The following is an 18062-nucleotide window of genomic DNA, read 5'->3' on the forward strand; positions in this document are numbered from 1 at the left end:
TCGATAGGGGCGTACTCGTCAATATCGTTTAGGATGGCACCTTACACAGTAATCCATTACCACAGGAAGAAATCTATGTCGCGCTTGGCCGAATTCCGTAAACTCGAGCAGGCTCTTGCGGCTCAGCTCGCTGAGTTGGAAGAATTGAAAGGAAGCTCCGAGCTTCAGAAAGAGATTGAATTCGAAACCAAACTCCGCGATCTTTTGGCCAAATATGGCTTCAGTCTGCGTGACGTAATCAACATTCTCGATCCTGAAGCGGGCCGTCGCGCATCAGTAGCGGCACCACAGAAAACTCTCCGCAAACCTCGTGGCGTAAAGGTTTACAAGAACCCGAACAACGGCGAAATCATCGAAACTAAAGGCGGTAATCACAAGCTGCTGAAGGAGTGGAAAGCCGAGTTTGGTGCAGACGTTGTTGAGTCTTGGGTTTCTGTTCAAGGCTGACACGCAGCAACGCGAGGGGAGTAGTGATGACTACTTCCCTCGAAGCTTTGAGGTGGATGCTTCAGCAATGACAGAATGAAATTCGAATCTGAATAGATCCACAATCTTGCTTAAAATGATCAGCGGATCAATTTAAGTGTTATGCCTGCCAGAGCCTCATTGAACTCGTCAACTGCTATAGCAGCTCTACCGTCAAGGCTAGGCATGTTGTCGTGGAGCTTTTGGATGCTTTCCTTCAGGAGCAGGTTACTGCTCAGCAAAATATCTTTCGCAGAGACTTTTTTAAGCAGGCTTTTACAAAGATTTTTCCCTTGGAGGGTGCGCCCTATATATAGCGATATGTTTACAGTGTTTGTTTGGACTCGTACAAACTTGACATGCTCGTCGTACACGTGAAAGCGCGGGTGGTAAGAGTCAACAAAATCTTGCGGCTTTGGGTAGGCTGCCACTGAAGCTAAAGCTGGGTCAACCCAGCAATCATTGCTTTTAGCGTGATTGCAATCAAAACAAGCAACCGCAAGATTCCAGAGATGAAAAGAATGCTGTACGAAGGGCTGCCTTGGTAAAATATGCTCAATTGTTTTTGCGTGAGAAATATTCACCAGGGGGCGCTGGCAGTAGCAGCATTTACGATCTTGCTCCGCTTCGAGAAAATCTCGAAGGTGCTTGCGAAGAAGTTTGCCAGTGACCCCTGAATTTTTAATTTTATTATGCTCGTAAAGATCAACCCACAAATCATTCGGGCTTTCAGGGTTTCCCGCTTGTCGGCTGTCGAACTCAGTCGCAGCACGACCCGCAAATTCCTTCAGGAGACGAAGCGTGCCCGGCTTGTGTTTTTTTACCCCATGGCATTCGTCACTATACCTAGCCTCGAACGCTGCAATTTCGGCTGGGCTCTTGAAGTTAAAGTGTGTCATTGCTAGCTCACCTGAATAACTGAGCGAATTGCTGTTATGGCTTTGTGAATTAGGTCAAGATCGCCATATTTCTGCGCGCCGTTATCATGCTTTGCGGTTTTATCAATTATATCACTGATGGCAGAGAGATCCGCGATTGCCGAGGATCCGAAACTACTAGCTTCACGCGCATCGGTGTTGACGAGCTCAATTACACCGGAGACAAGTCTGGCACATTTTTCATGAACCTCTCTGTTGTGGGGCGTGTAAGTATGGAAGCCCTGCAGCAGGATAGTCTCAACCGAATGCCTGTCTTCAAGGTCTAAAAGGTCAAGAACACCTTCATTGACATTCCAGCAATACGAGTTACTGCCTTTGGCGTTAGCTATCATTACGGGAGAATGTGTGGCCACGACTACGGATATTTCAAATGCTTCTGCCAGAATTGAGAAGGCCCTCGGCAGCACCTGTTGCCATCGTACGTGAAGGCTGATTTCTGGCTCATCAATGAAGTAAGTTGCATTGTAGTCTGCTGCGCTAACAAGAAGTACAATCAGCTGAATGATGTTTCTCTCGCCAGAACTCAGATCTGAGAACCGGACGATGATATCATGATTGTTCGAGTGTGCTTCGTGTTCTTGCCGCGGGACGATACCTATCTCATATTTAGCGGGGTCGACTTGTCTCGCTGCGTCGATGGCCTCCTGATCAAGAGAAGTAGTAAGATTCAATGAAATCAAGCCGTCGTCGTCATCACTCCGCTTCTCCGCCTTTCCTTTTCGAAGCAAGTAGACTTCCTGGTTGAAACCCAGTTCGATCAGAATATTAGCGAAAATATTAAAGCGCCTAGAGCTTTCCAGTATAGAAATAAGGGATTTTGTTGAGGCCTCACTCCTTTTTGCGAGAGATTCAGACTCGCCAACCTGTTTATAGTATCGTCTCAGCTCTCCCGTTGCCTTCGGAAACCTATCAGCTCGAGATATCGACAGTGCTGTGCACTCCATTCTTCTCTCCGCAAGCTGGTGGATGAGGTCGCATAGCAAAAAGCTCTTGCCCACACCATTATTGCCGATGATATAAAGGCACTTATTGACCTGGGATTCAGTGAGGCTCTGCAGAATGGGAGCCCCGTTAATCAGAAGGCTAGGTTGATAGCTATCCTTATTATAATCACTCACGTCCATGAAATCGCTGGACTGGAATAAACTATTACTTTTACGACTCATTACCCTGCAGAGAGATGGTATATCGACATAGCCGCCTGAGAATTGAGCATTGATGATGCGCTGAACAGTTGGCAAAACATTATTAGGACTGGCTCCGCTCCGCGCCCAAATGCCAAAAATCGAGCTTGCAAGGTTCGCTGCATCTAGGTAGCTGAGGTCTTTAGTTGACGGATTATGACGAGTCACATCAATTTCAAGTACCCTGCCATCTTCTCGGCTGGTATCCGAGCTAGCGACAATCAGCATACCGCATGAGGATGACCTTGCTGCTGGTGCTGAAAAACTTATGACTGCATTAATAGAGCAGTGTTGAGCCAATACATTTAACACCTTAAGGGCGTACTTGTGACTTTTGTTTTTAAACTGAGGTGTTATCACTACAAATTCGCCAGTCACCCCCATGGCGAGAAGGTCTAGCAACGGCGTAATTTTTGGTACTCTAAGGCTCGACGACACCTGCGCATCTCTGCGATTTAGGTCAAGCACGTAGACAGGACTTTGTGCAGGGTAGTCGAGTATTCCATCGAACCCAAATTCGGTGTGTCTAACATCATGCATTTCGAGCTTAAGCCGTATCAGCTCGTCCTCACCACTTCGGTTATTCCCAATCATGTGGTAAGACTTGAATTTTGAGTCGATGGCAATTTGACCAGTGATCGGCTGCACGTCAATAATTGAAGTGCAATCGAGGCATTCAACTATCCCGGCCGCTAAAAATCCTGAAATCCGTGGGTAGCTGGCTGTTACCCCATAACCTGATGATAGGATATGGTTGATTATGAATATTATGAAATTGCGAATGCCGTCATCATTGATGGCAAGCAAATGATTTCGCACTACATAATAGCAACTTGAGAACGCTTCATCATTTAGCCCGTGAAGCGCTATTTTAATGGCGTAGCTATCCGGTCGAAAATGTCTTTCAACCTTGCTCCGTAAATCTTCCGGAGCGGATAGGCGATCTAGCTCTAGCTCTAGCTCTAGGTCGTTGTCGCTATTCAAATCAGCAACCGCGAATACGAGTATCACCCAGTCAGCGTCAGCTCCGTTTAATCTCAGTGAAGACAACTTGGAAACAAGTTTTCGGCGAATTTGAGTCCAGTCAACATCTTGCGCAATCAGTTCCATTATCGTTTCAGCCATCACGAGTTTTATATCGCCTAGGCTCAGATGCTATGGCATGGAGCTAGGCAGCCAGCGATGGCCACTATTGTGCCATGAACAAGAGAGAGTGAATGCGCATTCTGCAGGGGGCGCGTGCGACTTTTTGAAAGGAGGATCAACCCCAGCGAAGCATCGCACATGGACGATCCTGGTCTACAAGTTTGATCTCAGGCTGTTTGGGTGTAGGAGGGGGGGCATGATGGCTCCGGCCTGCACTGAACCAGAGGTCACTTTTCCAGCTTTCGGATAAGTCCGCCGAACTGTTGCGCCGGCTCCACATACCGCAGTGCTGACTTCACGTCACTCCAGCCCACATACTCCATAAGCGTCTTGATGTCCCAGCCAGAGCTGGCTGCCCAGGTAGCAAATCCTCGTCGGATCGAATGAGCACTGTAGATCTCGGAGGGCAAGCCACACCTATTCAAGGTGTCGCGGAGGAGAGGGATAAGGCTGTGGGCCGCGATCGGGCGATCGCTGATGTTGCCCCAGCGATCAATCCCCCTGAACACCCCGCCACGAGTAAGGCCAGCAGCTTCGATCCAGTTCAGGTACGCCTCGACCGGGCACAGCTTGCTCAGTGATGGTGTCTTGTACTCACGGCCAGTGTTGTGCCGGTCTCCTTTGGAAGACCCCAGGTAGAACCTGATCCCGACGTATCGCTCTGCATGCGTATTTTCGATCGTGAGCCTAGCCAGTTCGTCCCCGCGGAATCCCCTCCAAAAGCCAATTGTGAGCAAAGCGATGTCGCGGGTCGCCTTGAGAAGAGCCGCCATGTTGCCGGCGGCTCTTGCCCGAACGGCCTCATCCTCCAGGTGCGCCACTGCTTTTTCGAGGTGCAATAACGCCAGAGGAGCCGCTTGCTTCTGCTGCACGGGGTGTATCGCCCGGATGCCCTTCAGCAACTGCCTGACCTTGGGGGCTTTGGTGGGGTCGGGGAAGCCATTGCTTTGGTGCCAGTTAGCGAGCGCAGCCAGGCGTTGCTTTAGCGTACTCAACGCCAGCTGGTCGGCGTACTCCGCAATATAGCGCACAACGGACTCAGTGGTGGTAGGCAGGAAGCCGCCCCAGGAGACTTCGTAGTGGGAGAGGGCGGCCGCATAGCTCTTCGAAGTGTTCTGACGAACGCTTGCCTCCAAGTACCTATCTGCCTTGCTGACCTTATCCACCACGTCATTTCCCCGTTTTCAGCCTTCGGTGGCTAGCCTTGGCCATTTGTACCGCCTTCCAGGCCATTTTACCCCCGTTCTATTGGCTGGCAAGCCATAATTCGTGATTATATCTTGCCAAAATTTAAGGTACGAAACGATTTTTAACGTGATAATGTGGCACGTAATTACATGACACGTAAAACAGTACGAAATCGTAGGAGGGATCATGGCTAGAGGCGGTATTAACCTGGCGCTTGTGCGCAGAGCTCGTGAAACGCTGGTTGCTCGAGGCCAGAATCCAAGCATTGACGCGATTCGTATCGAACTTGGAAATACCGGCTCAAAGACGACAATTCAGCGCTATTTGAAGGAAATAGAAGCTCATGATCCTCGGCCATCGGCTTCTCCTTCCAGGCTAAGTGATGAGCTGACTGGGCTGGTGGGCAAAATGCTGGAGCGCTTGCTGGAGGAAGGTAACGAGGCGCTGGCGCATGAACGGGCCTCCTTTGATCTTGAGCGCCAGGCAATGAAGCAGGAGGTCGGTACACTTCAAAGTCAGCTGAATCAAGCTAATGACGAGGTCGCCAAGCTGCAGTCCGCCCTGCAAACTCAGGATGAAGAGCTCAAAACGACTCATTCCTCACTGCAGGCCGAGCTCACCCGCAACGCCAGGCTCAGCCAGAGCTGCACTGATCTAGAGGTGCGGGTTCAAGAGAAGGACGGGCAGATCCAGTCCTTGGAGCAAAAGCATGCGCATGCCCGGGAGGCCCTCGAACACTACCGTGCTTCGGTCAAGGAGCAGCGAGACCAGGATCTGAGCCGCCATGAATCCCAGGTCTATCAGATGCAGCAAGAGCTGACAGTCATCCAGCAGACGCTAATGGTTAAGCAAGAGGAGATCAGTCGACTCATTCGTGACAATGAGCGATTGATTGGCGAGAGTCGCCAGCAGACCAAAGAGGTTTCGCAGCAGCGAGATGCTCTTGAGCGCTTGAAAGGAGATCTCGGCATCGCCAACGCAGCAATTGCTCGAGGCGAAGGGGCCAAGGAGCTTTTGACACAGCAATTGGAGGCGAAGGCCAAGGAAGTAATCGACGTACGATCGGATGCTACAGCAGGCCAGCAGCGAGAGAGCGAATTGGTCATAAGGCTTGAAGAAGCTGAAGCGGAGCTCAGCACCTACCGTACCGCCAAGGAAGTTGACGACCCTGCCCGCTAGCGCCTTAAGCAGTAAAAATTCATTCCATGCTGGGGTTGCTTGGAGTGATGCACCAATTGAGGCTTGCGTCTGTATGAGCACTCGGCGCCAGGCCGGCTAGCCATATGGCTGCAAGGCAACGCTGCTGACATTGCCTTCAGCTCATAGATGGTGGGCGACCCCAAATCCAGGTCAGCAGCTCAATGCGCAGGGTGAGCATGAGATTGCGCTGCCCTAGCATTACTTTCCGTCGTTACGCCGATAGCCAGGAGCCAACTCGAGGTTATGAACACCATAAAGCGCCAATGGATTTTTCAACCAGAGCCGAAACTCAAGAGGATTGAGAGAGTGATCAGGGCTGCAGTCAACTGACCACTGGCGGAGGGCGTAACCGACCACAGCAGAGCGGAGCCGAATCCTCAGCGTAGCGCTTTCATCCATACCAAAGTCGAGCAGCGCAGTCTCTGGCCTCCCGAGCTGAGGATGAGGAACAAGCTCCAGCTCTACTCGATTATTCCATTGATCATCCTCGTCCATTTGTTCGTGTGGGAGTACAGCTCCCTCAACCGCGCTCACACCCGTAATACGAGTGATCGCGAAATCCCTGAATTGACCGCTCTTTCGATCAAATCCGCGCACATGCCACCTTTGGCCATTGTCGAACAGCGCATACGGAACAAACTCCCGTTCGCTTTTCTCACGCAGGGACTCGTATTCAATCCTTACCGCGTGCCCACGCTTAATCCCTCGGCAAATAGACGCAAGAGTGTCTAGCCGCGGCTTCGCAAGCTGTGGTTGAGCCAGGCAAAGGATACCTGGAGTCCAGGTGGATGGCTCTGCATCACCAAACCCTCGACTAACCCAGGTGAATACCTGCTCTGAGGTGAACTCAAAAATCGGCTTGAAATCATCGGCCGGCGTGTAGGCCTTCGTACGGGTATCAAAAGTCAGGTTCTCTGGGGCTAATCGCCGATAAAGCGCCAGGTCGCGAGTGGCTGCAGCTGTCTGTAGCTCAAAACGCTGAACGATGTCTTGGCGCGATACCGCCCCACAAAACCACGCCTGGAGCTCGATGAAAGCCAGTCGATCGCGCTGCTTCTGCGACAGCTGCGGAAGTTCTTCGGTCGAACTCACTGTATAAAACCTCAGTTGCAAGCTTGCGCCGGGATCGTTATCGTCCAAGCACAAGATCATTATGATCTCTAGTGGCGCTCATTTTAGCTGGTCGCTTGTGGGCACGCCACGTGACTCCTTCCTCAGAGGTTTGCTATGTCACGTTTGCTCCGCATCGTTCTGATTGACTCTCTTTGTGCCGGCGACAAGGCCGAAGTGCTTGTTGATGCTAATACCTGCCTGACAGGTACCAATGGCATTGGTAAATCGACCTTTCTGAAGCTCATCCCACTTTTCTACGGAGCCAGTGCCGGCAGGATGGTCAAGGCGGGGACAAACACATCCAGCTTTGCCGACCACTATCTGCCTAGCTTCACTAGCTACATCGTTTTTGAGTACCTGAATCATGAGAATGTGCCGCGATGTGCAGTGCTTCATCGCTCCTCCTCAGGGTACGCGTATCGCCTGATAAGCAGCCCATGGGATGCGGAGCTCTTGTATGTGGATCAAACCATTGGTCTTTTAGTCGAGCCGAGCAGTCTACAGCGTCGTGCTGCGAATATGCGAATCGACTGCACTCCGGAGCTCACTCCACGCGACTACCTTAGGGTCATCCAGTACAACACAGGTGTAGCTGACCTTGAAGGCATCAATTCTTCCGACCGCAAACGCTTGATTGCAGCCCTTCGACGTACCTATTCGCTTGCACCATTTAGGCACCATTTTGGTGGTATCGATAACCTGATGTTCTCGCTTTTGGAGTCTAAAGGCACGTTTGACTCCATGAAATCGGCTATGAAGGAGATCCTTCAGCAAGAGACTGGAGTGGAGAGCGTAGATCTCTCAGGGATGGATTTAGCTGCATTCACCGGCGCGGTTGATAGCCGTGCCAGCTACCTGATCATGGAGTCTCGCATCCGGCCGCTAATCAATCGCCTTTCAGAGCTGCATCCGCGCTTAGTAACCAATGAGGGGCAGCAAGGTCGGTTGAAACGGATTGCGGCAGACCAGCACGAAAAGGCTTTGGCTGGAAAGGTGAGCCTTCAGGAGCAGATCGAAGAGGCTCGTAAGCGCGAAAGCACTGCAACGGATGTTTACAACGACAAAAATGAAGCTGTCCAGGAGCGCCTAGGGAGCGCGCGTCGGGCAGAGAGAGAAGCAGTAGCTGATGTTGAGAAGCTGACCGCTCAACGCGCTGATTTTGAGAAAAGTATCATCCCATCTCTGATGAATGATTACATCTCAAGAACTGCGATCGAGGAAGGCCTCCGTGTCTTGAACGAGGAGCACACCGTGCTCGTTGATCAGGGCCAGGGAATCCAACACCGTTATGAAAGGCTGGAGGGAGATCTCATTCGCTCGGTTCTTGAGCGCAAGGCGAAGCGTACTCAAGAGGCCGATTCCAAGCAGGCAGATCTCAGGACACAATCGCACGCGCAACTGGAACAGCTTGAGCAACAGACCGAATCGGTTCGTGAAAAGCACGCTGCTGAACTCGAAGCCCATGATGGCAAAAATACAATTCTGGCCACTGCCCTTGCTGAGCACAGGAAGCAGGCTGCGTTCCTGGAATCAATACGGTTGCTTCCGGAGGCTGCGGAAGCAATCCAAAATGAGCAAAAAGCTGTGCAGGCTATCCGTGACGAGCTGGACAAGATAGCGGTTGAGCTCACCGAGCATGAAGCAGAGCAACGCCGCTTCGCTAAAGATCAACAGGCCGTAGCGGATGATCAGCAACACCTAGTAAGTCGCCGGGAACAACTGCGTGCTGAAGTGAACTTGTTGAGTCGCCAGCTCAATCCGAGTGATGACACGTTGCTGGCGTTTCTCCGTGCTGAGTGCCCTGCATGGGAGCAATCCATTGCTCGCGTTATCAATCCTGAAATTCTGCTGCGGTCTGACCTGTCGCCGACTGGAACGCTAGATACATCAGGCTTTTACGGAATTCAGTTAGATCTGGATCGGCTTCAGCCTGTAGCGCAGGCCAACAGCGATGCCATCGAGTCGAGCCTAGCACTGGCGAACCAGCACCTGGTGGAGATTGAGGAGGAACAGCAACATCTCAGTCGCAAAGCTGCTGGTCTTTCGGAGCAACGGAGGCTTCATCAGGCAGGGCAGGCCGAGATTGTTGGGCGCCAAAACAAGCATCTTGAAAACATTAAGGCCCTGCAAGGGCTGATCTCTACGTTAGAGCAGGATGGGGCTGAACAAATTGCGCACGAGCGGTCACTGTGTTCCAGCGCCGTAGCTGAGGCTTTGCAGCAACTTAACCTTCACGGCACCCAACGCCAGGAGCTCAAGGACACTCAGCGAGAGTACGTTGAGAACCTTAAAGCTATCGTGGAGAGGATTAAGGCGGAGACAGCGGCTCAGCTGGGAGAGATCGATCGCTTAAAAAAAGCTGCCTGCGACGAGCTCGACCAGGAGAAGGAGGAAAAGCTCAAGTCTTACCATCAAGCGCGATTGAATGAGCTCACCGAAGCTGGGGTAGATGCCGCAATCATCTCAAAGCTTGAGGAAGAGATGGCAGCTATAAATGCGAAGCTCACCTTACTCAGCCAGTATCAGTCCGAGCTTCGCAACTATCAGCTCTGGCTCAAGGATGACCTTCCTAAACTGCCGGCCCTTGAGGCAGCTCGCCTTCAGGCAGCCGGAATGACGAGCCGCATTCTTGATGAGGTTCGCGAGCTGGTACAAGCCCGTAACGAGCAAGTAAGTGCATTTAGGGCCGCCCAGTCGGCGCTCAACGAACAGCTTTCACAGATCGAAGTGGGCTTGCTGATCCTCTCTTCCGTCCTGAAGCGCTTGGAGTTCACCCCTTTCGTGAACTCTGATTTGGACAGCTTGCGGAAACTTACAGCGGCCGACATAGAGAGCGAGGTGGGGCGCCTCCAGCGAGATGCCCAGAGCCAGCGGACTGAAGGCCGCAATCTCTTCCGAAAAATCGAATTGGAGGCCATGGGCGGCCCGCGTGACACTGCTGAGTACGATGCTATTCAAGACATCGCTACTCGATCACGCCACGCTGACGCAACTGGCGAGCGAGCGTGGTTCCACGCCACGCCTGAACTGCTGATTTATCTCGCAGAAGGCCATGACGTGCAGCGTAGCAAGCTGATTACTCGTACCCGAGCGCTTTGCACCCAGGTGGCCGAAAATCAGTCCGTGCTCAATGGCCTGCATCGGTCGATCATGGAGCTAGGCCGCAAGGCAACGAAGAAGGTGAACGAGGTACTTGCGGCGTTTCCGCAGTTCACGAATTTTGAGTTCCGAGTGGTTTCCAGGATCCACGATATCAGTGCATGGGATGATATTGATGCTCTCGTCGATCAGTACAACCGCTGGCGGGTTAAGCCAGCTGGTGAAATTCCCACAGACGCCCTCAATGAACGCCTGATCTCCATGCAACGACGGATGAAGGCTGGCGGCTGGCTTTCAACAAAGCTTGCTGACTGTTTCGACGTTTCTTTGAGCTGGATGGTCAACGGCGTGCAAAAGGTTGCCTTCAACACGGCAGACTTGGGAGATGGGCTTAGTACGGGGCAGCTCAAAATCATCGTAGGGATGATCTATCAGGCCCTTTTTGAACTCATTCGACGAGATGCTGACTTCGATTTGCTGCTGCCGATCGATGAAGCCTTGGAGCTCGATGTGAACAACGCATATACGTTGCTCAAGTATTTCAACGCTCGTAACTCTCAGCTCATGCTGGGTTTCCCAGGCGGCGCGCCTGAGCTTATCCGGCACTTCACCCATCTCTATGCGCTTGATCGCCGTCCTTCCGGCGCAGTTTACGTCAAACAATACCAAGCACCTGAGACTGATAGGCTGGCTGCTCTGAATGAAGAGCTGGAGCTTGATGAAGAGCAGGAGATCATCGCATGAGAGACGCCCTCGAAAGCCTGTTGGCAGGACGCTTTATCTGCCGGTACTCTGCTCCAGAGCTCTACAACCAGCTATGCAACGCTACATATGCTCGCTCCATTGAGCAAGCTCTGCAGCCACTGGGGAGGACTCTCGGTTGCTTGGGAGACCTTGAGCAACCAAGTGCGTTCTTCTCTCGCTTCGTAAATCTGTCCCACCCTAAAGACCGCGCTGCAGCCTCAGAAGATTTCAAGCGAATCCGAGATGCAATCTGGCCGGTTGTAGAGTTTATTCAGCTATGCGCGCGTGCCGGACGTGGTGACGCCTGCCTAGCGCCCGGAGAGGAAGTATTCACTGCAGAGTTACTGAGCCAGGTAGAGAGCAGCACAATCTGTGCTGATCTGCTGCGTGATCTTGCTGGGCATACCTTTTTCCGTAAATCCAAGCGCGGCGAGAGCCACAGTGACAAGCTCTCCGTGGTGCTCAAAACGATGGAGGAGGAGGGCTATCTGATCAGAAAGGGGACTGCATCCTCTATCTACATAGCTACTGGAAAAATGGCTTATCTCTACAGAGCCATGTCCTGGATCGTTGAGCACCAGAAATTGCTGCCCGAAGTCGAGATTGAGCCAGCCGGTGACGCGCAGAGTGAGTTCATCCTGTGAGAGCAGAAGATTGGGCAACACTCGGAAAACACCTGATTGCCAACGCCTCAACACTTGAATTGATTGTCCAGGCAGACGAAGAAGGCGCAAGCAAGCCAGAGATCATGACCAACGGCATTATGTGGCTGATCAGACAGCACCTTGTCGACGAGTTTGAGGGCAGTCTTCATCCTTCATCGCTCTTGATCGACTTGGGCGTAAGGATCAGCTCGCAGCGCTTTGAGCTTTCGGCTCCAGACCTTGAAGAGTTGCTGGTCAAGATTGAGCAGGCTTGTGAGCGCTTCCAATCAGCTAAGGATTTCTCTCACGCAGACGCTGAAAGGGAGCAAAGGTCGATTTGGCTTGCCGTTCGACAGGTGGTGACTCATCTGCGCGATGAGCATCGGGCAGCGACTGAGTTTATTGAGGGTAGGTACGGTTTTTCTCCTAGATTCGAAGACCGTCTGCGTGACATTCGGCAGGCTGTCGAACGACTGGAGCGCTTGGCTAACAAGCTCGATTCGTTTGAGTACAACAAGCTTTCAAGCTGGTGCTTCAGCGATAGGACATTACGTCGACTGCTGATCACTACTCTTCACAATGCAGTTATGAGGGAGCGAACTCGCCTTGTTGATCTGATCAAAAGGCTCGACCAGTTGGGAGTGACTGTCAGAAAACGCAATCGCATGCGCCAGGTCGTGCTCGCCGTCGAGAGCTGGCTCCAAGCTGGGAACGTACCAGATCTGAATGACATTCTGGATCGGGCGGACGCCGCGGAGTGGGTCAGTGCTTCACCGTTAGCTATTGGAGGCCACCTTCATCCTCCAGTGGAAGACTCACAAGCAATTGACGACATGGCGCTTCTTATTCAGTCGCTGCCCGCTCCCAAGGTAAGGAAGGCGAGTGAAGATCCTAGGGCCAGGCCGCCGGCACGCGTCATACCCACTGAGGTGGAGGTCGTAGAAGCTCCAATTCCTTTTGCCCAGCCGCACCTGGAGGCGATGCTGGAGGCCTTAAAGGAGAGCCGGACACCGCAGAGTGCTAGCCGTTATTGGGCCGACAATGCCGAACGGGAGTATGGCGTTAACGTGTGGCTGTATGCACTTGACGCCTACTATCGAAACCTTTTGGTTGTAGCGGAAAAAACTGAAATACCGTTGAGGTACGTGCTCGAACCTGTAGCCGAGCCCATGCCGAGAGGTATCGCGAACCAGGTAGTGACTGACCTAACCCTACGCATCAAGAGACGCGGCGAATGAGTGACCACAGCGTTTTACGCAGCAAGCGAAGCCTAGAGATGATCAGCACCCTCGTGCGCATGGGGCATGACAGTGTTGGGTTGGGCAAGCTATGGAAGACGATTCATCAACACTACGGAGTCGGTGAGATCAGTGGTAGCAAGCTATTGCTAAGTCCTGCTGATCGCCAAGCACTCAGGAACCTGCTGATCGATAAAGCCAAGTGGGATCCCCTTGAGGCAAGGAAGGTTGAAGGTTCAAGGATAGAGCTGGCCGGCCGCTCTCGGGTAGAGAAGGCATCTAACGAGGTCATCAGCCGAAACCTGGTACTGGTTAGCAGCCCAGAGGGTAAGGTGGTCTTGGCTGATCGCCAGTATGAGATTCCTGAAGGCGGCTCACTGGCTATCCCTGCAGATCTCGTAGCTGGGCTCGATTGTTTCGTCATGATCGAAAACCTTGAGGTTCTCTTGCAAGCACACCTCTACCAAGTGCCGGCAGAACTTGTGGGTGCTCCGTGGGTGTTTAGAGGGTCACCACAATTTTCAATCGCGTCAGCTGCAGCCTTGGCTAAAGCGACTCCGAACGTGTACTACTTCCCAGACACCGATCCTCAGGGGTTGGCCAACAGCTTAAACGCTGCCAGTTGCTGTGGGATTGTAAGCTGCACGCTTGACGGGCTACATGAGCTGAAAGCAAGGGAGCTGGATAAGCCTCATGACTACATGACCCAGGCGCACATGATGGATGGCTTGCTCAAGTCAGGTCATCCATTGGCGTGCCTCCTCAAGGATCTTCGCACCGGGTTTAGCCAGGAATCAATGGCTGGGCAGAAGCTGAAAGTCTGGTCTGACGCGCCCCTGGCATAGGACAGGTAAGTCAGTGACATGCTTCGCTGGAGCTTCTTGCTTGGCACTTTTCTCGCGTCTCTGGTGAAGGCGTTATGGCATTATCGGGTTCAGCTAGGGAAACGGGTTAGGAGCAATGATGCGCGATAGGAATCACCCATTTCCATTCGACTCCCAGGCGGAGAGCGTGATGAAAGCATTCGTCAAAGAAACTGGCGAGGAGCTTCGAAATGCCCAGAAGCAGGTAGGGGGAGGCGAGAACGCCCTTGTCTTCAACCATGGCGGCGCTTGGCAGTCTCACCACAGCTATGCGCCAGATCGAGTTGCTCAAGCACAGACGCTTTCTCATGAAACCTGGCTCGATATGGAGGATGTCATGATAGGGCGGCTAGACGTAATCGAACGTACAAAGAAAGAAATTGTTAAGAGTATGGCTGAGAGTTTTGAGCGATTTCTCTATCAGATGCTGTCAGACACCTGTGAAGAAAGTGGGAACGTCATTGACGGAAATGGAAAAAGCATAGGGGAGCACCTGCTCGAAACTATCAATAGCATTGAGTTCTCAGTAAACAAGGATGGAACGATATCACGCCCGGAGCTCAGGGGCAGCCCAGCCACTGCAAAGCTCATTGAAAATGATCCCTCCACTCGCTCACCAGAGTTCCAGGCCAAATTGGTAGAGATTCTGAGACGCAAGGTATCGGAGGCAATCGCACGAGAGTCCGAGCGTAAAGCAAAATTCTCCAGGAAAATGTAGTTATGGCTGCCCGAGTCTTACTGTGTATCGGATGTGATGGTTACGAGCATATGGATACGCTCCGTGGCGCTGAGAGCGATGCGGCTGCTATCAGAACTGCATTGACGACCGGAGAATTGAGCTGCACTTCTGCAGAGGACTCATACCTCCTGCTCAACCCAAATAGGGGTGACGTTGAGAACATATTCGTTGAGCTCCAGGATAAATACAGAGAGATCCAAAGCCTCACGATCTATTTTGCAGGACATGGCGAAGAGGCTAACAACAGCTATTTTCTATGCCTACGAGACACTCGACCTGACCGTCTATCAACAACCGGTTATGCCATAAGCCGGCTATTTGAGTTCTTCAACGAATTGAAGGCCGCTCACTGCAACGTCATCATTGACGCCTGCAGCGCAGCCGGCTTGGTTTCCAACCTCAATGTCCTACTAAAGCCTGAGGTCATCGGCAAGTCGAAAACCTTCGGTGTCTCATTCTTTGTCTCTTCTGCCTCTAATCAATATGCCTATGAGGATGACTGTGGAGGCTACGCTACGGCAGCTTTACTGGAGGTCTTGCAGGGAAAACTCGACACTGGCTCACGAGCTAGATATCTCGACCTGGTGGACATCGGGCGGCCCGCAGCTCAACACGTTTCCGAACAAACCAACGCTGAGCAAATGCCCTCGGTATGGGGAGTGAACCTTTATGGTCACATGCCGCTGTTTGGCAACCCTCACGCCAGTGATACCCATGCGACCTCGCTACTCGGCCTGACGGGCATCACTCCAGCATCGCCAGCCGGGCAGGCTATCAGTGAGCATTCCTCGGCACTCTACAGTCTGTTGTTTGCCCAAGATCAGGATTTAGGGCCCGATAAGCTCCTACCCGTGCTGTCTGAGTTCATGACTAGACTTGAGGCCTTTCCAGATGCACCAGCCGTTTTCATTGAGGGCATCTGGCATTCACTTGAGAAAAATGCTCGTCGCCATCAAAACTCTTTTGCGTTAGTCGAGCTGAGCGCTACATGCATAGCGCTGCTGCTAGAGTCATCTGGAAAAGATAGTAACTCAGCTGCATGTATCGCCGTGCTAGCGCAGCGGCTAATCGATGAGTGCGAGCGTTCATTGCTTGAGATTGTAAAGTCACTCCACTCGAACGAAAAAGCGCTCTGTAGGCATGGCATACCTGATCTTTTCTATCTTCCTCAGCGAATATCCAGGATTCTTGGCTGGAGCGCTGCTGCCTTGCACTTTGCTCATGAACTGGGTACCGACGACTCTGCCGTGCGCAGTTGCATGGAAGAAATCAGTGGCTACCTCACTACTCACTATGCAAGCGTTCTGGCGGGTATGAGTGAGGATGAGGCCCCATTCTGGGCAGCTTTCCTGACAGCCGTAAGTGCGACCGAAATGAATGGCCTTGGCGAGCTTATTGTTAGCCTACTAATCAGCACACTCATTGACTGTGGCGGTGGGCTAGCTCGCCCCCTGCTCGAACCACCCCAGGCCTACAGCTACCTGTCGGCACGGGCGCGGAAGAACCCAGAAGGGCTGAAACAACTGAGCAGCTCACCGTCTGAAACACTCGCGCTAGTAATGCTTACCTGCAGTAAATTCTGCCTGCGTGAAGAGCTCGATATGCATCTCGTAGACCTCGACCATGCACATCTCAATATTTTCATTCCGGATAGTCATCTGGCGTTCAACCACCCGGTTGTTCGCGCAGGAATCAACCATGTGTTCCAAATTGGTCATAAGGTCTGGAAGGTTGAAGAGCTCTTAGAGCGCTGGGACATAGCCTGCAAGCCCCAATTCCTGGGCGATAGCTCTCTCGCTCTGCGCGCCACTCGGATTGGGGCAATCTGTTCGGCACTCATCACTCCAGATCGCGTGCCTTGGTTCTTACTGAATAATGTGCTTCACGGCGATACCACTAGCATGATACCGGAGAGCGCGCAGGCGTCGTAAGGGGCTTCTGAACCAGCTAGCGCAGGTTAACCGCAATGCCATATCATCGCCAGCCACGATGGCTTTGAGCCATTCTTTTGGTGCTGCACAGAAATAGGAGGGAAAATGGCAGAAAAGCCAAGTAACACCGATAAACAGGTACCTCGTAGACGAGGGCAGGGCGACCAGGGTAAGGCCCTCAGAGACGAGTCATTTGAGAAGAAGGATCGAAATACAGTGTTTGACACCCTAGAACCACCAGCCCCTCGACCACGGCCAAGTAGAGGGAACTGATGAGCGATTTGGCAGATTCACTTCAGATAGATTGGGAGAAGCAGATTTTTGCAATTCGCAGATCAATCCGCTACCACCTGAGGCGAACGGCCTACTTCGACGCCTTGGACAAGGTCACTAACATGGCCTCGGTCATGTTCGGATCTGCAGCCATTTATGGAGTGCTAAGCAAAAAAGCCGAATCGTTGGCACTGGTAATGTCAGCGCTGGTCACCTTCATCTCCACGATCAACCTAGTCGTTTCGAGCGCTCAGAGGGCCAGGGCTCACGCGGACTTCGTTCGTCAGTACGTCGATCTAGAAAAACGCTTGCTTAGCCCTCCCAGCGAAGAAGAATTGCTCTCGATCAGGCAAGATCGATTAACGATCGAGGCTTCAGAGCCCCCTGTGCTGCACGTGCTAAATGCTATGTGCCATAACGAGGTTATGCGTTCCATGGGCTATGACCACAGTGAACTTGCCTCGATCGGTGCATGGCAACGACTTTTCTCCCATTTCTTCGATTTCCGGGAGCACAAGATCCGCGCCCCTAAACCAGCAGCGCCTGATGCAACTGACGCAACCTAAGTCCGCTGATGGAATGGCAATTCCACGTTGATTCTATTGATTTAGGCTGACCTCACTGCGGCTTCCGCTCGGGAGGAGCCGCAGAAGGGACGCCATTGCTCATAACTCTGTCTTTTACGCCAGTATTTCAAGGCTATGTTTCGGTTAGGCGAACGCGTCGAACACTATTACGATGGGGAGAGGGCGAGCATGGGGCTCGCCTGAACGTTAGGAATAAAGATGTTCGGATCATCATACGACCCTCGATTTCCCATTCCCGAAATGACTACTGCCAATAAGTACATCAAGCAATTGGGCTGGGTGGGCACCCAATTGCTGACGCTGTGCTGGGCATTCGCGACAGTCAATGTGAGCGCGTCGGTGCTTTTGGCTGTCGTAGTGGCCTGTGCCTTGTACCTAGCGTGCATCGGCAGAAGTTACCGTAAGGCGTATCCCCTCATCGCGGCTTCGATCTCAGGTAGTGATCTGGTACGGTTGTTCGCCAAGGCATGGCCTGCATTTGTGGCGATTATCATAGTCTCCGGCCTTGCCGTAGAAGCGTTCACTTGGCAGCAAATAGGGAATTTCAAGACCGAGCTCATGGGTCTGGCAGCCTTGCCATACGCGACCTGGATCGTGAAGAAACTCCTCGAAGACTAATGTCGCTCAGGATGAGGTGAGTGGTTCTTACGCGGATCACCCACCCTGTAAGCGCATTAGATCACCCTCGTTAACCAAGCAGTCAGTCAGCC

At 52.3% G+C, this 18062-nt stretch carries 14 protein-coding genes; 10 read left to right on the top strand and 4 right to left on the bottom strand.

Annotated elements, in window-relative coordinates; translation table 11 throughout:
• The first annotated feature begins 75 nt into the window (after positions 1–75).
• Positions 76–447 (top strand): histone-like nucleoid-structuring protein, MvaT/MvaU family, encoded by a 372-nt coding sequence (locus tag HU764_RS12090; RefSeq protein ID WP_186702829.1) that lies wholly within the window; start codon positions 76–78, stop codon positions 445–447.
• Positions 448–566: 119 nt separating this feature from the next.
• Here the strand turns inward: HU764_RS12090 and HU764_RS12095 are convergent, their stop codons facing one another.
• From HU764_RS12095 to HU764_RS27950, 3 genes are all read right to left on the bottom strand, one after another.
• The gene (locus tag HU764_RS12095; RefSeq protein WP_186702830.1) at positions 567–1364 is read right to left on the bottom strand and encodes an HNH endonuclease; all 798 of its coding nucleotides are present in this window, start codon (positions 1362–1364) and stop codon (positions 567–569) included.
• Between the two features lie 2 nt (positions 1365–1366).
• Entirely contained in the window at positions 1367–3697 is a 2331-nt protein-coding gene (locus tag HU764_RS12100; RefSeq protein WP_186702831.1) for an AAA family ATPase, read from the bottom strand.
• Between the two features lie 263 nt (positions 3698–3960).
• Positions 3961–4899: a tyrosine-type recombinase/integrase gene (locus HU764_RS27950; protein WP_186702832.1), complete on the bottom strand. Its 939-nt coding sequence runs from the start codon at positions 4897–4899 to the stop codon at positions 3961–3963.
• 208 nt (positions 4900–5107) lie between these two features.
• Here HU764_RS27950 and HU764_RS12110 point away from each other — a divergent pair, with 208 nt between their 5' ends.
• Positions 5108–6100, top strand: a complete 993-nt coding sequence (locus tag HU764_RS12110; RefSeq protein WP_186702833.1) for a DNA-binding protein — start codon at positions 5108–5110, stop codon at positions 6098–6100.
• 219 nt (positions 6101–6319) lie between these two features.
• On the opposite strand, the gene HU764_RS12115 is transcribed toward HU764_RS12110, so the two are convergent.
• Positions 6320–7261 (bottom strand): helix-turn-helix transcriptional regulator, encoded by a 942-nt coding sequence (locus HU764_RS12115; protein WP_225935640.1) that lies wholly within the window; start codon positions 7259–7261, stop codon positions 6320–6322.
• Positions 7262–7348: 87 nt separating this feature from the next.
• On the opposite strand from HU764_RS12115, the gene HU764_RS12120 reads away from it, so the two are divergent.
• The 8 genes from HU764_RS12120 to HU764_RS12155 all read left to right on the top strand — a co-directional run bounded on the left by HU764_RS12120 (position 7349) and on the right by HU764_RS12155 (position 17970).
• Positions 7349–11077, top strand: a complete 3729-nt coding sequence (locus tag HU764_RS12120) for an ATP-binding protein (RefSeq protein WP_186702835.1) — start codon at positions 7349–7351, stop codon at positions 11075–11077.
• Positions 11074–11721 carry a hypothetical protein gene (locus tag HU764_RS12125; RefSeq protein WP_174141220.1) on the top strand — a complete coding sequence of 216 codons (648 nt, stop codon included), beginning with the start codon at positions 11074–11076 and terminating at the stop codon, positions 11719–11721. The genes HU764_RS12120 and HU764_RS12125 overlap by 4 nt, the downstream gene beginning before the upstream one ends.
• Positions 11718–12959 (top strand): hypothetical protein, encoded by a 1242-nt coding sequence (locus HU764_RS12130; protein ID WP_186702836.1) that lies wholly within the window; start codon positions 11718–11720, stop codon positions 12957–12959. Before HU764_RS12125 ends, HU764_RS12130 begins: the two co-directional genes overlap by 4 nt.
• Complete coding sequence (locus HU764_RS12135; RefSeq protein WP_186702837.1) at positions 12956–13804, top strand: DUF7281 domain-containing protein; 849 nt, start codon at positions 12956–12958, stop codon at positions 13802–13804. Before HU764_RS12130 ends, HU764_RS12135 begins: the two co-directional genes overlap by 4 nt.
• Before the next feature lie 169 nt (positions 13805–13973).
• Positions 13974–14540 carry a hypothetical protein gene (locus tag HU764_RS12140; protein ID WP_225935641.1) on the top strand — a complete coding sequence of 189 codons (567 nt, stop codon included), beginning with the start codon at positions 13974–13976 and terminating at the stop codon, positions 14538–14540.
• Between the two features lie 2 nt (positions 14541–14542).
• A complete protein-coding gene (locus HU764_RS12145) occupies positions 14543–16492 on the top strand; it encodes a caspase family protein (protein WP_186702839.1) in 1950 nt (649 codons plus the stop codon).
• A gap of 272 nt (positions 16493–16764) precedes the next feature.
• Complete coding sequence (locus HU764_RS12150; protein ID WP_186702840.1) at positions 16765–17331, top strand: hypothetical protein; 567 nt, start codon at positions 16765–16767, stop codon at positions 17329–17331.
• Positions 17332–17550: 219 nt separating this feature from the next.
• Positions 17551–17970, top strand: coding sequence for a hypothetical protein (locus HU764_RS12155; RefSeq protein ID WP_186702841.1), 420 nt, complete (start codon positions 17551–17553; stop codon positions 17968–17970).
• Positions 17971–18062 lie beyond the last annotated feature (92 nt).

This window comes from Pseudomonas kermanshahensis (genome assembly GCF_014269205.2).
Taxonomy (GTDB): domain Bacteria; phylum Pseudomonadota; class Gammaproteobacteria; order Pseudomonadales; family Pseudomonadaceae; genus Aquipseudomonas; species Aquipseudomonas kermanshahensis.

Bases quoted from the DNA above. Each gene is read 5' to 3' on its own strand.
- HU764_RS12090 (WP_186702829.1), top strand. From the start codon at position 76: ATGTCGCGCTTGGCCGAATTCCGTAAACTCGAGCAGGCTCTTGCGGCT.
- HU764_RS12095 (WP_186702830.1), bottom strand. From the start codon at position 1,364: ATGACACACTTTAACTTCAAGAGCCCAGCCGAAATTGCAGCGTTCGAG.
- HU764_RS12100 (WP_186702831.1), bottom strand. From the start codon at position 3,697: ATGGAACTGATTGCGCAAGATGTTGACTGGACTCAAATTCGCCGAAAA.
- HU764_RS12110 (WP_186702833.1), top strand. From the start codon at position 5,108: ATGGCTAGAGGCGGTATTAACCTGGCGCTTGTGCGCAGAGCTCGTGAA.
- HU764_RS12120 (WP_186702835.1), top strand. From the start codon at position 7,349: ATGTCACGTTTGCTCCGCATCGTTCTGATTGACTCTCTTTGTGCCGGC.
- HU764_RS12125 (WP_174141220.1), top strand. From the start codon at position 11,074: ATGAGAGACGCCCTCGAAAGCCTGTTGGCAGGACGCTTTATCTGCCGG.
- HU764_RS12135 (WP_186702837.1), top strand. From the start codon at position 12,956: ATGAGTGACCACAGCGTTTTACGCAGCAAGCGAAGCCTAGAGATGATC.
- HU764_RS12140 (WP_225935641.1), top strand. From the start codon at position 13,974: ATGAAAGCATTCGTCAAAGAAACTGGCGAGGAGCTTCGAAATGCCCAG.
- HU764_RS12145 (WP_186702839.1), top strand. From the start codon at position 14,543: ATGGCTGCCCGAGTCTTACTGTGTATCGGATGTGATGGTTACGAGCAT.
- HU764_RS12150 (WP_186702840.1), top strand. From the start codon at position 16,765: ATGAGCGATTTGGCAGATTCACTTCAGATAGATTGGGAGAAGCAGATT.
- HU764_RS12155 (WP_186702841.1), top strand. From the start codon at position 17,551: ATGTTCGGATCATCATACGACCCTCGATTTCCCATTCCCGAAATGACT.